Genomic DNA, 15232 nt, shown 5'->3' on the forward strand with positions numbered 1-15232 from the left:
TATTATATCATTCGTTTCTTTGTCCAATTTATTTTGAGTCATCAATTAACCATTTTCCATTTTGTTTTACAAGTTTTAATGTTATCTCTGTTCCACCTTGATGACCTTTTCTACCATCAACAACAAAATCTTCTTCGTATTTATCTTTTAAATAAACTGTTTTAGACTTAGAATCATATTTTTTCAATTGAAATTCACTTTCTTCTCTTATATCCATTATTCCTGATCCTAATAAAGGGTCATAGTCATAATTAATATCATCATTTTCTTTTAAAAATTTCTCATCAGCAGGAGTTAATTTTCCTTCAAGTGCCTTTTCACCTAATTCTATATGTTTTTCTCTTCTTCTGTATTCTTTTCTGAATTTTTCTGTAATTGGAGCTTTTGCAAGCCATTTATCAAGTTCATCAGGATCTCTAATTTCTATATATTCATTCATAAAGTTTATTGCTGTATTTATCGCTTCTTTATCCTCACTACTTAATTTTGTATTTGCCTGATTACTTTCTTTAACTGTTTTTTGAACTTTACCTACTTTTGATTTATTTCTTGTAACTGACATTCCTAAACTTGCTACGATTAACATAGCTATTCCTACTTTTTTTAACATTTTTATCACTCGCTTTCATTTTTTATATTTATTCATAATTTTTCAAACTATTATTTAATTTCCCAGCACTATAAAGAGCAACATTTATAAATGTATGGTCTATTACTCTATATATTTCAATTATTTTTTTTGAATTATATAATAATAAAGCTCCTTTACGTTCTTTTATGTTCATTTTTTCTTTAGAAATCTTACTTATATTTTTTTTATAAGCTTCAATTATTTTTGCATGTTCCTCATCTGTTGTTACTGAATCAAAGATTGTCGAATACAACTTATTTTCAGAAAAAGCAAAACTGTTAAATTGTCTTTTTACACCTAACGGATCCTCTACATTTGCATAATAATAAACAGCATAACTACCATTATCGTGTGAATTTGACAACGGTTCACTTTTCACAATATTTCTCAATTCTTTTGGAGAAATTTCAAAATTAATTTTATTCGTAACTTTTTCTCCAAATACTATTGCTGATAATAGAAACATCATAAATAATAACATTTTTTTCATAATTAGTTCTCCTTTGTTTTTTTAAAATTATTTTATTTTGATTCATCAATTAACCATTTTCCATTTTGTTTTACAAGTTTTAATATTATTTCTGTTCCACCTTGATAACCTTTTCTACCGTCAATAACAAATTCTTCCTCATACTTATCTTTTAAATGAACTGTTTTAGATTTGGAATCATATTCTTTCAGTAGAAATTCACTTTCCTGTCCTAAATCTCCTATTCCTACTCCTAATAAAGCATCATACTGATAATAAGAATCGATATCGTTATTTTCTTTTAAAAATTTCTTTTCAGCAGGAGTTAATTTTTCTTTAGGTGATTCACTTGTTACTGCATACAATTCTTTTTCCTTTAAATCTATATATTTTTCTTTTCTAAAATATTCCTTTCTAAATTTTTCTGTAATTGGAGCTTTTGCAAACCATTTATCGAACTCATCAGGGTTTTTTAATTGTATATATTCATTTGCAAAGTTTATTGCTATATTTATTATTTCTTTATCTTCGTTGCTTAAGTTTTTATTTACCTGATTACTTTCTTTAAATGTTTTATGGAATTTAATCGGTTTTAATTCATTTGTTGTAGCTGCAATTCCTAAACTTGCTATAATTAACATTGCTATTCCTATTTTTTTTAGCATTTTTTATCCCTTACTTTCGTTTATAATTTTTTTAAATATTAATTTTATAATTAACCTGCCGGATAATATTCCAATACATTCTTTATATTACCATTTTTATCAGTAATTACAACCTTTTTAGATTTTTCATCAAATCCAAAGTACAATTTAGGATGTTTTTTCCCATCTTGACCAATATAGTTGTCTATATAATAAATTCCCTTTACAGCTGTTTTTCTTATTTTATAATATGAAATATAAACTTCAGAATTTTCATCAAGACTTTCTTTAATGGTAAAACCATTTAAATTTTTGATATTATTAAAATCTGATACTAATGGTAAACCATTTTCAGGTTTTTCATCATAATATGATGATAGATAAAAGTCATTATTTTTAACAGATTCTAATTTTCCTATTTTAAAGCTATATGTGTTATATACACCCTCTACACCATCTTTTTTATCCAACCAGCTAAAATTCATTATGCTGATTTCCTGTTCGGGAACTTTATTTTCTTTTTCAATTTTCTCCCAGCTTTTTCCTGTTGTAGTAATTTTTGCTGCAAATGCCATTGCACTTAATACAAGCAATCCTGTTAAAACTAATTTTTTCATGTTTTTCTCCCTCTCTTTTGATAAATCTATTTTAACAAATCAACCTTAAAATTAACTGAAAATTTTTAATAAAATGAAATTACACTCAAACCCATTTAAAATTGAACTACTAAAAATTATATAAATTTAGGATTTAAGTAAAATAGCCATAGTTTTTGAGTTCTGTTTTAAAGAAGTTTTACTATACAATAAAAAACTTTAAATGAAGAAAATTTCAAATACAGTTTTTATGTTTTATTCCTAAATCTATTTACAATAATTTAGTGTTTCTATTATGATTTCTAATATTAATACCTAATTGGTTCTGGAATATATTGCTTTACACTAATGTCTTTTTTATTTATTCTTTCTTTAAGAATTTTAAAATCATAATCATAAAGCGTATCTTTAACATCTGTTAAATTTATTTTACTTAAAGTTTTTGATGCTTCTTCAAATTTTCCTAAACGACGCTCAGCTTCAGCTTTTAAAATTATAGATAGATTATATTGAATTTTATCAGCATTATTATTTTTAGAAATCATTTTTACTAATTTGTCAGCATAGCTTAGTGCTTTTTTCAAATTATCTTCCGTCGCTAATTTTTTTTCATCATAGACATCACCAATACTTCCTATAGGCTCGTCTAAATAATACGACACAATCAAACTCCAGTATTCTGATGGTGCTTTAGAAAATACCTCGTCAATTGCCTTTTCATTTTCTAAAGATTTGTATAAATCTACCAGTCTGAAAAGTTCTTTCTCTGAATAACGTCCTTTATTTTTCTTAATTACATCCTGTAAGTAATACAACGCTTTTTCTCTAAATTCTTTTTCTGTTTTTTTATCAATACTTTCCTTATTAAAATCCATATAGTCATAACCATAATAGTTTATTTGAGATTTTTCTATATCAGAGAGAGTGTAGTAAAAATTTGCTATTCTTTCCAAATGAACATTCTTATCCTGTTTTTCCACTAAGGCATTTGCTTTACCAAATTCTTTGTTACTAATATATAAATAAGCTAACTTCCAAGGAAATTCGCTTTTGTTTTCCATAGGCAAAGATTTTTCAAGATAACTTATCCCTTTTGCCAAACTTTCCTTTAAAGTATTAGCATTTTCAAAATTCTCATTAATTTGTGCTGTATATGCTTTGTAATACGTTTCGCCTATTTCCTTATCTGAAAATCCGCCTGCGATTTCATAAAATCTCCCTAAATAATATTCTTTAGGCAAATTTTGGGGAATAGCCTTGTATTCTTTTGAATTTATTATTTTTTCATATTTTTTCAACTCTTCTTTTGTAAATTCATTCTTAAACATTACAAATTTATTAGTTGGGCATTGTGGTGAATAATCAATGCTTCTAAACTTCTCTTTTCCTATTGGACAAGTATAATCCATTTCTATTGCTGGTACAGAAAATCCATTTGTAGCATAAAGTGTTAATCCTGCTACAACCAATGCTAATAAAATCCTTACTTTCTTCTTCATAATAATTCCCTGCTTTCTTATCATAAACTTTCCTTAAATATTATGATATGTTTAAATTTAAAAAGATTCAAGTATATCTTAGCAAATTAACCTTAAATTTAACTGAAAATTTTTACTTTTTTAGATTCTATTTTTTTAATTTCCATTTTAGAATTTCACCTGTTGATAAATTAATTTTAAAATTATACTCTATATAATTGGCTTTTATTGTACCCTTATAGATTGATTTTTCAGCATTTACAAGTATAATTTCTTCAAATGAAGCATAATTCAAATCATCATAAACATTTTTCTTCAGTTGTTCTAAAATGATATTTTCCACATTTTTTTCTTTCCTACTGAAGTTGTATTTAGCTCTATCATAACCTTCTTCCTCAGTTATTCGTTTTCTAAATTCCATCTTACTCTCCATATCAGCATATTTATCATGTTCAGCCTTTTGTTCTATTGGTGCTGGTGCTGGCGCTACTGCTGGTGCATTTTTTGCTTGGAATGTTATAGCTTTTCCAACGCCCCAATGAGAATAAGATATGAAACTTTCGCTAGAATTATGCATAATTACTCTTCCTGTATTTGCATCAACATTATATCTGTATTTTTTATTTCTATAATAAAATTCAATAGCATATACATATTTCTTATTTTCTTTTTCTAAAATAAGTTTTGTCAATTTTACATTGTTTGAATGAACTTTAGAATGTTCAAAAACAATTTTTTTGGCTTTTTCCAAATTTATTTTCACTCTATTGTTTCTTATTGTTACAGTCGTTATTTCTGAAGAATACAAATTTATGCTAGATGCAGCAGGAAGCATCGTTAAAATTAGAAACGGCTTTATTTTTTTCTTTAGTGTTTTCATTTTTTTCCTTTCTATAAATAAATCTATATTAATATTAATCAAAATAATTTCTTTAATTCTATATTACAAAATTTTTTCAAGCAAATAAAAAGTAAAAATTGTCCCTTTCCCTAATTCACTTTCTACCATAATTGTGCCTTTATGCTCTTCTATTATCCATTTCACAATAGAAAGCCCAAGTCCTGAATTATCACTGGAACGAGAAGATTCAACCTGATAAAACCGATTCCAGATTTTATTAATATGTTCACTTGAAATTCCTATTCCATCATCAATAATTTGACATTTTATTTTTGAATTTTGTACATCAGTATTTTCAGATTCATTTTCTATTTTATCTAAAGTTATTTTTATTGTTCCATTTTCATTTCCATAAGTAATCGCATTTGAAACAAGATTGATAAAAACCCGTGTAAGCATATCCCTGTCAACATCTGCGAAAATATCATTTTTTTCATCGTAAATAATTTTGATATTTTTTTCTTTAGCATAATTACTTTCGATTTCGATAACTAACTGAATAATTTCATTCAAATTCTCATTCTTGATATTAAGTTTTTGATTCTTTTTATCCATTCTGGCAAGCATAAGCAGTTGAGAAATCAATGTTGACATTTTTTTAGATTTTTCTAAAATATTTTTTAATATGTCTTCTGATTCTTCATTTAAATTTAAATATTTCAAACTGTATTCACTTTGCATGCGAATTGCTGAAAGCGGAGTCCTTAATTCGTGAGCCACATCCGATGTAAACTGAGCCTCTCTATCAAATGCCTCCTGTAAGCGATTAAACATCTGATCAAAAGTTTCAGCCAAATCATAGATTTCCCTCTCTCCACTTTGTAAATTAATTCTTTGAGAAAGGTCATCCCCTCTCGAAATTTTGTTAACCGTTTTAACTATTTGCTCAATTGGGCTAAAAGATTTTTTTGTTATAAATTTTCCGCTTAAAATAGAAACAATTATTAAGAATGGAAATATAATAATAAATATTAAAATAATTAGTTCTATATTTTTTTCAAGGCTGGAAAAAGGTGTAATTCCTCTAATTAATATTTCTCCGTGTCCGATAAAATTTTTCCTTATATCATAAACGTACCATTTTGAATTTGAATTTTTCTGTTTTACTATTTTTACTTTATTGCTTTCATCAGAATTTTGAGAAACTTCTAAATCAATATCTGTATTTCCGTATATAAAGTTAAGATTTTTATCATAAATTGAAATAAAAATATCATCGGTTATTACGCTAAGATTATTGTCAATTATTAACTCCCCATTTTCAAGTTCAATGCTCTTATTGATTTTCTCTACTGTTGTTTCAAGCCTTTTATAAACAGAATTTTTCACAGCAATAGAACTGATATAGAACATAGCTCCCAAAAAACACAATACAATTATAATTATCATGCTTGTATACCATAACGTAATTTTGGTTTTTATTGAAATTCTTTTTTTATTATAACTAATTTTATTATTCATTTTCTTCCTTTAAAACATATCCTACACCTCTTATAGTATGAATTAATTTAGGTGTAAAATCTGTATCAATTTTTTTTCTTAAAAGTCTTATATGCACTTCTATTACATTACTGTTTATTTCAGAGTCAAAATCGTAAATATGCTGTTCAATTTTTTCTTTGGAAATAACTCTTTTTTTGTTTCTTATCATATATTCTAATATTGAAAATTCTTTTGGTGACAGCTTTATTCTCTTCTCATCTCTGAATACAGTATGTTCATTGCAATCAACTGTAAGATTAGCTATTTTAAAAATATTTCCTACTGAATCAGACTTTATACTATTTTTCCTAAGAATTACACGAATACGTGCAAGCAGTTCTTCAAAATCAAATGGTTTTACCAAATAATCATCAGCTCCATAATCGAGCCCTTTTACCCTATCCTGAACACTTTCTCTCGCAGTAAGAAACAATACTGGCGTCTGTATTCCCTTATTCCGTATTCTCTTCAACACTTCAAACCCATCTAGTTTAGGAAGCATTATATCCAGTATCAGCACATCATATTCTGCAGAAAAAATATAATCTAACGCCTCTTGCCCATCAAAACAGCTATCAACACTATAATTCTCTTTTCTTAGTGTTCTAGCTATAATATCGTTTATCATTCTCTCGTCTTCTACTATCAAAATTCTCATTTTTCAAATCCTCGTTCCCATTATTTTGTTTCCAATTAAACATTTTTTATTTATTCAAAATTTATTTAATATCAGCCTATTAAATTAATTGTTTTCTAAATTTGATTTTAAAGTGATTCTGTTATGTATTCATTCTCAAATTCTTTTGAAGCATGCTCCAGCACTTTAAAGTTATTTACTCTTCCATACAGTTTTTTCTGCGATTCACTTAATTTATCAAGATTTTTTGTAAAAATATTATATATTTTTTCAGCTTTTGCAAGTATAATATTTTTATTTTTTTCACAATATTCCAATTGATTTTTTAATAATCTAAAATATTTTATGTCGTCTGTATTTAAACTCTTACTTAGCATTTCTAAATCCAATTTATTTCTACATAAATCATTATTAATAACAGGTATCATATTGTTAAAATTAATAATTCCTAAGTTACCTTTATCTATTTTGAAAAAATCTATATTAGTTTTCATTCTTTTATGTTTTTCTTTTGGAGAAGATAATGGTGCAAAATACTCTTTATTATTTACCTTAAAAACTATTCCTATAAATGGTCTGTTTGCTTTTAATGAAACTTTATTTTCATAAATTCCTAAATATTTTAAATAATTTGACGTTAATGTTATAAAATATAATTTATCCTTTTCATTCATCTAATTTCCCCTTTCATTTAAAAAGGCGATACAAAACAATATCGCCTAAAAAATACTTTAAATTAATGATTAATAAATCAGGAAGACTTGGACTGCTCGCTCCTTTATGGTCTAACTTTTTAATACCTGACTGAACCAGGAAGACTTAGACTTGCTCGCTCCTATTATGACCTAACTTTTTAATACCTGACTGAACCAGGAAGACTTAGGTTTACTCGCTCCTTCATGTCTAACTTTTTAATACCTAACTTTTATTAATCCTTTTCAAGTATATTATATCTTATTCTCGTTTATTTTTCAAGGCAAATTTTTAATTTTCTCACTGTTTTTTAATAAATCAATTTTTTTAATTTCTCCATCTTCTATTTATATTCGTTCAAATCAATCCCCTGATCCATCGCGGCAAATACGCAACCACAGTAACATTGCCTATACACATCATATTCTGCACACATATCAACTGAACGTTTGTATCCGTTATTTTTCTTAAAGTCAGATGGGAGGTATTTTACATCAAAAATTTCCTGAATTTCCAGCCCCAACGTGTTTATCAGCTGGCTGTTCTTATGCGGGCTTAACGTCAAGGCACTTCCAAAATAGTCAAACCCCAATTCCTGAGCCTTTTTTGCCACAATGTCAAGCCTCATCTGAAAACAGGCAGTACATCTTGCTCCACCCTCCTTTTCATTTTCCAGTCCTTTCACAGCCTTATAAAAATCCATCGGCTTATATTCATCTTCAATAAATCCAACATTATTTCCAGTACGCTCGTTGAATTTCTTAATAAATTCCTCCTGCACTAAGGCCCTTTTTACATATTCTGCTTTTGGATAGATGTTATTATTTGCAAACAAAACGGTCACGTCTGCATATTGTGTTAAAAATTCCAGCGTATAAGTACTGCAAGGTGCACAGCAACTATGAATCAATATTTTAGGACGAATATCCTTATCTCCCCAATCTGAAATCAGTTTTGTCAAAATTGTATGATAATTGATTTTCTGATTAGGATTCATTCTTTCCAGAATTTCTTTTGCGTTTTTTATATCCCTTTCAATATAGCTTTCCGTATTTTTTGTACTTTCCAATTGTTCAATATTTCCAATATTTTTCATTAAATTATTTTCTCTCCCAAATTTTTTATATATCATAATTTTTTTCATCTAATATTATAAAATTAGACTTGTCTACATAATCAAGCATTCTGAATTATTAAACAAGTCTACTAAAATTTTAAAAACTATTTTTTATTATACTCTTCCAGTGCCTTTTTCAACACTTTCATTCCATTTTCAATTTCAATCAAGTTATGTGTACAAAACGAAAATCTAGCTTCCTTTGTACCTTTTCCTGGCGTTGTATAAAATCCAGGTCCTGGTGCAAACGACAATGTTTGATTTTCATATCTAAATTCAGTCAATAGCCAGATTGCAAATTTTTCAATGTCATCTACTGGAAGCTCTGCGATTAAGTATAATGCACTGCTTGGCTTATATGTTATAACTCCTGGTATTTTTATGATATTATTATAAATCATATCACGTCTTACTTTGTATTCTAATTTTGTATTGTCAATGTAAGTATCTAAAGTATTAATTAAGTTTGTACTTGCATATTGCTCAATTGTCGATACTGATAGTCTCGCTTGACAGAATTTTAGTGCTTGTGCTAAAAAGTCTTTATTTTTAGAAGCAATAACTCCTATTCTTGCCCCACACGCACTATAGTGTTTTGAAATACTGTCAACTAAAATCACTCTGTCTTCAATTTCTTTGATTGACATAAACGACTGATAACTTTTCTCAATTTCTTCATCGTAAATAAACTGTCTATAAACTTCATCAGTAATAATATATAAATCATGTTTTATCGCAATATCCCTAATTAACTCCATTTCTTCTGTTTTGAAAACAATTCCAGTAGGATTGCTTGGATTTGAAAACATTATTGCCTTTGTTTTTGGAGTAATTAATTTTTCAATTTCTTCTCTTTCTGGCAAATGATAATGATTTTCAATAGATGTTTCAATTGGAACTAACTTTGCATCGGCAATTCTCAAAAAACTGTCATAATTTGTGTAATATGGTTCAGGGACTAAAACTTCATCTCCTGGATTGCAAATTGTCTGCAATGTAATTTGAATAGCCTCGCTTCCACCTTGAGTAATCAATATATCCTCAGGCAAAATATCAATTCCTACTTTTGCATAAGATTTTGAAAATGATTCCCTCAATTCAATGATCCCTGCCGAATTTGTATATTTAACAATTTTTTCCTTATAATTATTTAATCCTTCAAAGAATGTATCTGGTGTTTCTACATCAGGCTGCCCTATATGTAATTGATATACTTTCACACCAGATCTATTTGCTTCATCAATATATGGCACTAATTTTCTAATTGGTGAATAATGCATGTCTAAAACTCTTTTTGAAAATTTTTTCATATTGTAATTTCCTTCCTTGTGTAATTTTAAAATTTAATTTTTAAAAAGGGGCAAGTACCCCTTAATTAATTATTTACTATTATATTTGTCATTTAATGCCTTTAAGATTGCATAAGTTTCCAAATCAAGTTTCCCATCATACTTAGACGGTCTAAAATGATATTGGAATGCTTTTATTACATTTTTAGTTTGCTCATCCCATTTTCCAGTTACACTAATTGTATATCCAAATTTATTAAATTCTCCTTGTACAGTCGCAGCTGGTAATGTGTTCCAAGTACTTGAATATTCAGTTTCATAAAATAATTTTTTATCATTATCATACCACATTCCTATGTTATGTTTTCTATACAATTCTTCCCATGGGAATAATGGACCTGGATCAGGCTTTCTTTGAGGAGCAATGTCTGAATGTCCCAAAATATTCGTTGCGGGAATTTCATATTTATCTGCCAAATATTTTACAAGAACAGCGACTTCCTTAATCTGAAAATCTCTAAATGGCTCGAAATTTCCACTTACATTTCCATTATTAACAATTTCAATTCCAATTGAACTATCATTTAGATTTTTACTGGTTTTCCACTCACTTACTCCAGCATGCCATGCTCTTTTATTTTCATCCACTAAATAGTATACTGGATCATTTTTTTGATCTGATATTAAATAATGAGCACTCACTTCGTTGGTTGTCAATGCTTTAAGTGACCCTTCTCTATTCATCGCTGTATAATGTAAAATTATAAATCTTTGTCTATAATTTTGTCCTGTTGAAGTGTAAGAAGAATCAACTGTTATTGAACCTGCTGAATTTTTAATTGTTTGTGTGCCACCTCTTCCAGACTGATTGTTATTGTTTTTACTGCTGTTATTATTACTTGTCTGATCTTTCATTACTTGTCCATTTTCATCAATACGTATATTTATTGGTGGTTTTTTAACATCGTTTGAAACGTCTTTATTGTGAGCATTCAAAATACTTCCAATTGACAAAATTGACGTTAGTAATAATAATTTTGTTATATTTTTTTTCATTATACTTAGTCCTCCTTATATTCTATTTCATAAATTATTTAACATTTTCAAGTTTTGGATTATCAGTTTGTTTAAAACTGTATTTTATAATATTCTTTAAAAAAATATAATAACCGATTGCCAAAATAGCAATAATAATTCTTATAATAGCTGTAATATTTCCATCAAAGTCTAACCAAATCATTACTGAAACTACTCCATTTAATAATGATATGATAAGTAAAAATATATTTCTTCTGCTCCATGCAATAAAACCGAATACTATTGCTGAAAAAATAAATAGAACTCTTGTTCCACCAAAAAATAAAACATACGAATTCACTGTTGAAACAACATCATTCATATATGGAGAACTTTGCAAGATAACACGTGAAATATTTACACAAACTAAACTTATTAAAAATAATGCAAAACAGATTAATAAATCCCGTATATCTTTTTTTTCTTCTAATTCAATAGTTTCTCGAGTTTTGCCATTTGAATCATTACTAATACTCTTGTTCTCTAGATAAAAAACCGAATAAAGCAACATAATCCAGAAAAATACTTCTACAATTCCAAGCCATAATGTTATATTAAAAATTTTGGCATTTGTATATTCATGATAAATAGAATTATAAAAGTTGTAATTTACAAAGATATAAAAGAATGATACTATTATTGCCAATATTTTTTTATAATAAAAAAACATAGTTATTCTCCCGAAAATTTATTTATCCAGCTCAAATAATTTGAGTCTGTAATATTCAATGCTTCTATATTTGCTTGAAAATTAACATCATCATCATATATTTTAAATATGATTGGTGCAAGTATTTTTAATGTCTGTGTTTCAAATATTCCGTGAATATTCATACTATAAATAATTGGTTTTTGAAATTTTAATAACTGACTGTTTGTTTGTTTTATTTCATACAAAAGTTCCAGCAAGTTGATTTTCTTCAAATCATTATTCCTATCTTCAAGCACCACATCAATCTGATCAGAAAGCAATTTTTTGTATCGCCACGATTGATGCTCCTTATGAACTTTGCTTTGAATCAAAAATTTCATTTTTGGTGAAAATAAAACTAGGTTATTCATATTTTTTTCATATTTTATCGCAAAATCTCTTTCAAAAAAACTGCTTACTGATTTTAATAAATCATTTTGAACATTATAAATCGTATTTTCATCATAAATTTTATTAATCAAACTTGACTTTTGTTCATTAAACGTATCGTATAAATAAATTTCAATTTCATATTTTTCAACATTCGGCATTTTTAAAATATTCCCAGCCAATACAAAATTTAAATTATTATTCTGCTGTCTTATTAGTTTCATATAATCTGTACTGTAACGTTTTTTAGATATAAAAAGATTTTCATTATTATAGGCAATTGCCAACTGATAATTTAAGTTTGTCTTATAATGTAAATTTTCATTTAAATATAAAGGCAGAGAAATTGCAAGATTTTCAGCCAATTCTGATTTTTCTCCAATTGATGTAAATGTCAAAATAAGAATATTTGGTTTTACACGTCTATTTTGGTTCAACATAAATTCAGGATGATTGAATTCATAATACCAAAGAGGTTTATTTGTTGAAAAAAATCGATTTGCTGTTTTCTCCTGTTTATCTTTATTTTCTGCTTTTACTTTTAACTTCCAAAAATAATCCTCATAGTACATAAATTTTTTGTAATGCTCAATCCAAGGGAATTTTGAAGTAAATTTGCAAAGTTCCAATCCCTCTTTATACATATCTTTTACTTTATAATATTTTAGTACATTTAAAGCAGTGTGGGCATTATGATTTTCAGGATTATAATATGCCAATACGTATTGCTTAAATTCATCATAAAGTTCGTTTAAAATATAAATACTTGATGTAATGTACATTACTTCTGAATTATATCCAGACTCCTTCAACGCCGTTATCAAAAAATAATTTCCAGTTTCCTTATCGCCTTTTTTGAAATAAACAACCGCTTGCATCATTTTTGCTCGCCAGTTTCCTCTTATTGCAGACAATTTTTCCATTTTATTTTCATATTCGCTACTGCTTCTTTTTTTCACAATATCAAAATATTTTTTAAATGCTGTTGCAGAATTTGGATTTATTTCCAAGGCTTCATAATATTTCTTTTCAGAATCTGCAGCACGTCCACAAAGTTCCAATGCTTCAGCATAAGCTACACAAAGTCCTTCCGTCATATTATTAATATTTAGATTTTTTTCATAAAGTTCAACAGCATTTTGATAAGCTCCCGTTCTCACATGATAAGTTCCAAGCAAAATTAGTTTTCTTTCAAAATCTTCATCAGCCGCATAAAATCTTAACACAGCTTCTTTTATTTCAGGATAAACTTCTTTTGAAAAAGCATCCTGTATTATAGGATATAATCCGTCCATATTACTCCAGTTTTTTCTTACAGCTGGATATAATTTCTTATTAAGCCAGTCCTTTTTAGGCATTTTAAATTCTTTTCCAAATTCATCGTAATAAGAAATTTCCTTAAAATCATCTGAATAATTATTATTTTCCATAACTTCTGATTCATTATTTACAATATCGTAAATTTCTCTTCTAATTTGACGGTTAGGTTGATTAACATTAGTATTTATATTATTTTCATTTATTTCATTATTTTTATTTCTCCTCTTATCAGAAGATTTAAAAAAATCAAAAATCCCCATATATCCTCCTATCTAAAATAACTTTTTGCCACAATTTCTTTTTCAATCTATTTTTAAAAATATATTTACATAAATTTTTATAAAAATAGTTCTATCTTGTATCCTTTACTTAAATATGGTTTAAATTAAAACTTATCCATTTTCAACTATACTAATTTTATCACAGATAAGATAAAAATACAACGGAGTAAAGATGAAAAAATTAAAAATTACTTTTTGAAAAATTTACACAAAATATTGATTATTTAACTCTTTTAAACAAAATGATTAAGATAACCTATTCCTAAAGTCTTCATATTCAAATTTTCTAATGACCTCAACTCCACCTTTTTCTGTATAAACTGCAATCACAGGCAAATTTATCCCATTGAAAGTATTCGTCTTCACCATGCTGTAATGTGCCATATCAGTAAAAATAAGCTTATCTCCCACTTTTACAGGATTATCAAAGGAATAATCTCCAATTACATCTCCAGCAAGGCAAGTAGGCCCTCCCAATCTATAAGTGTATTTCTTCTCATTTGGGATTCCTGAGCCGAAAATAAATGGACGGTATGGCATTTCGATTACATCAGGCATATGGCACGAAGCCGAAGTATCCATTAATAAAATATCCATTTCATTTTTTGTAATATCTAAAACTTCTGAAACTAAAAATCCTGTATTCAAGGCAACTGCTTCTCCTGGCTCCAAATACACTTCCACACCATATTTTTCTTTTATATAATTTATACATTTTACAAGTTTTTCAATATCATAATCTTCTCTTGTAATGTGATGTCCTCCACCGAAATTAATCCATTTCATATTATGTAAATATTTTCCAAATTTTTCTTCAAAAATTTTTAATACATTTTCAAGGGCATCCGAATTTTGTTCACAAAGTGCGTGAAAATGAAATCCATCCAATCCTTCAAGATCATCTTCCTTAAAATTTTCAAGTGTTACTCCGAATCTCGAAAATCTTCCCGCTGGATTATAAATCTCAGTTTCAACTTCTGAAAATTCTGGATTTAATCGAAGTCCACAGCTAATTTTTTTATCATTTTTTTCTTCAAATTCCCTTACTCTACTCTTAAATTTTTTCCATTGATTAAAAGAGTTAAAAACAATATGATTTGTTATCTCCATTATTTCATCAAACTCATCTTCCCTGTAAGACGGATTAAAAATATGAGTTTCCAATTTTTTGTTAGGATTTTTTAACTCCATTTCCTCGTACCCAAGTCTTGCCTCAAATAGGGAGCTTGCAGTAGTTCCATTTAAGTATTCACTAATTAACGGATAGAAATAAAACATCGAAAATCCTTTTTGTGCAAGCAATATTTTACATCCTGTTCTATCAATTACACTTTTTAATGTTTCAAGATTTCTTTTTAGCAGCCTTTCATCAACTATAAACGCTGGTGTTGGCAAGTTTGTTATATCCATATCAAGATATTTGTTTTTTGACACTTTTTATCATCTCCTTTTATACTTTACACTTCTCTTATCAATATTATAATTCAAATGTATTTAAAATTTATTCCTTATTATATCACACTTTTCTCAAAATCT

15 protein-coding genes are annotated in these 15232 nt (G+C 27.4%); all 15 read right to left on the bottom strand.

Annotated features, from left to right (window positions below):
* Window positions 1-28 precede the first annotated feature (28 nt).
* Window positions 29-610 (bottom strand): hypothetical protein, encoded by a 582-nt coding sequence (locus QU666_RS07695; protein ID WP_021768456.1) that lies wholly within the window; start codon window positions 608-610, stop codon window positions 29-31.
* Window positions 611-638: 28 nt separating this feature from the next.
* On the bottom strand, window positions 639-1121 hold the full coding sequence (locus QU666_RS07700) for a hypothetical protein (RefSeq protein ID WP_021768457.1): 483 nt from the start codon (window positions 1119-1121) through the stop codon (window positions 639-641).
* A gap of 32 nt (window positions 1122-1153) precedes the next feature.
* Window positions 1154-1765 (bottom strand): hypothetical protein, encoded by a 612-nt coding sequence (locus tag QU666_RS07705; RefSeq protein ID WP_021768458.1) that lies wholly within the window; start codon window positions 1763-1765, stop codon window positions 1154-1156.
* A 50-nt stretch (window positions 1766-1815) separates the two neighbouring features.
* Window positions 1816-2361: a hypothetical protein gene (locus QU666_RS07710; RefSeq protein WP_021768459.1), complete on the bottom strand. Its 546-nt coding sequence runs from the start codon at window positions 2359-2361 to the stop codon at window positions 1816-1818.
* Between the two features lie 287 nt (window positions 2362-2648).
* Window positions 2649-3863, bottom strand: coding sequence for a hypothetical protein (locus QU666_RS07715; RefSeq protein WP_021768460.1), 1215 nt, complete (start codon window positions 3861-3863; stop codon window positions 2649-2651).
* Between the two features lie 103 nt (window positions 3864-3966).
* Complete coding sequence (locus QU666_RS07720) at window positions 3967-4698, bottom strand: PepSY domain-containing protein (protein ID WP_021768461.1); 732 nt, start codon at window positions 4696-4698, stop codon at window positions 3967-3969.
* A 63-nt stretch (window positions 4699-4761) separates the two neighbouring features.
* Window positions 4762-6180, bottom strand: a complete 1419-nt coding sequence (locus QU666_RS07725; protein ID WP_021768462.1) for a HAMP domain-containing sensor histidine kinase — start codon at window positions 6178-6180, stop codon at window positions 4762-4764.
* The gene (locus tag QU666_RS07730) at window positions 6173-6859 is read right to left on the bottom strand and encodes a response regulator transcription factor (protein WP_021768463.1); all 687 of its coding nucleotides are present in this window, start codon (window positions 6857-6859) and stop codon (window positions 6173-6175) included. Before QU666_RS07730 ends, QU666_RS07725 begins: the two co-directional genes overlap by 8 nt.
* A 107-nt stretch (window positions 6860-6966) precedes the next feature.
* Window positions 6967-7512, bottom strand: coding sequence for a type III toxin-antitoxin system ToxN/AbiQ family toxin (locus QU666_RS07735; protein ID WP_021768464.1), 546 nt, complete (start codon window positions 7510-7512; stop codon window positions 6967-6969).
* Between the two features lie 362 nt (window positions 7513-7874).
* Window positions 7875-8627 carry an epoxyqueuosine reductase QueH gene (locus QU666_RS07740; protein WP_084410108.1) on the bottom strand — a complete coding sequence of 251 codons (753 nt, stop codon included), beginning with the start codon at window positions 8625-8627 and terminating at the stop codon, window positions 7875-7877.
* 125 nt (window positions 8628-8752) lie between these two features.
* Entirely contained in the window at window positions 8753-9958 is a 1206-nt protein-coding gene (locus QU666_RS07745) for a pyridoxal phosphate-dependent aminotransferase (RefSeq protein WP_021768466.1), read from the bottom strand.
* 69 nt (window positions 9959-10027) lie between these two features.
* Complete coding sequence (locus tag QU666_RS07750) at window positions 10028-10993, bottom strand: N-acetylmuramoyl-L-alanine amidase (RefSeq protein WP_021768467.1); 966 nt, start codon at window positions 10991-10993, stop codon at window positions 10028-10030.
* 34 nt (window positions 10994-11027) lie between these two features.
* Window positions 11028-11684 (bottom strand): hypothetical protein, encoded by a 657-nt coding sequence (locus QU666_RS07755; protein ID WP_021768468.1) that lies wholly within the window; start codon window positions 11682-11684, stop codon window positions 11028-11030.
* 2 nt (window positions 11685-11686) lie between these two features.
* Window positions 11687-13675, bottom strand: a complete 1989-nt coding sequence (locus tag QU666_RS07760) for a hypothetical protein (RefSeq protein ID WP_021768469.1) — start codon at window positions 13673-13675, stop codon at window positions 11687-11689.
* 267 nt (window positions 13676-13942) lie between these two features.
* Complete coding sequence (nspC, locus tag QU666_RS07765) at window positions 13943-15130, bottom strand: carboxynorspermidine decarboxylase (RefSeq protein WP_084410106.1); 1188 nt, start codon at window positions 15128-15130, stop codon at window positions 13943-13945.
* Window positions 15131-15232: the final 102 nt, after the last annotated feature.

The organism is Leptotrichia sp. HMT-225 (genome assembly GCF_030644325.1).
Taxonomy (GTDB): domain Bacteria; phylum Fusobacteriota; class Fusobacteriia; order Fusobacteriales; family Leptotrichiaceae; genus Leptotrichia; species Leptotrichia massiliensis.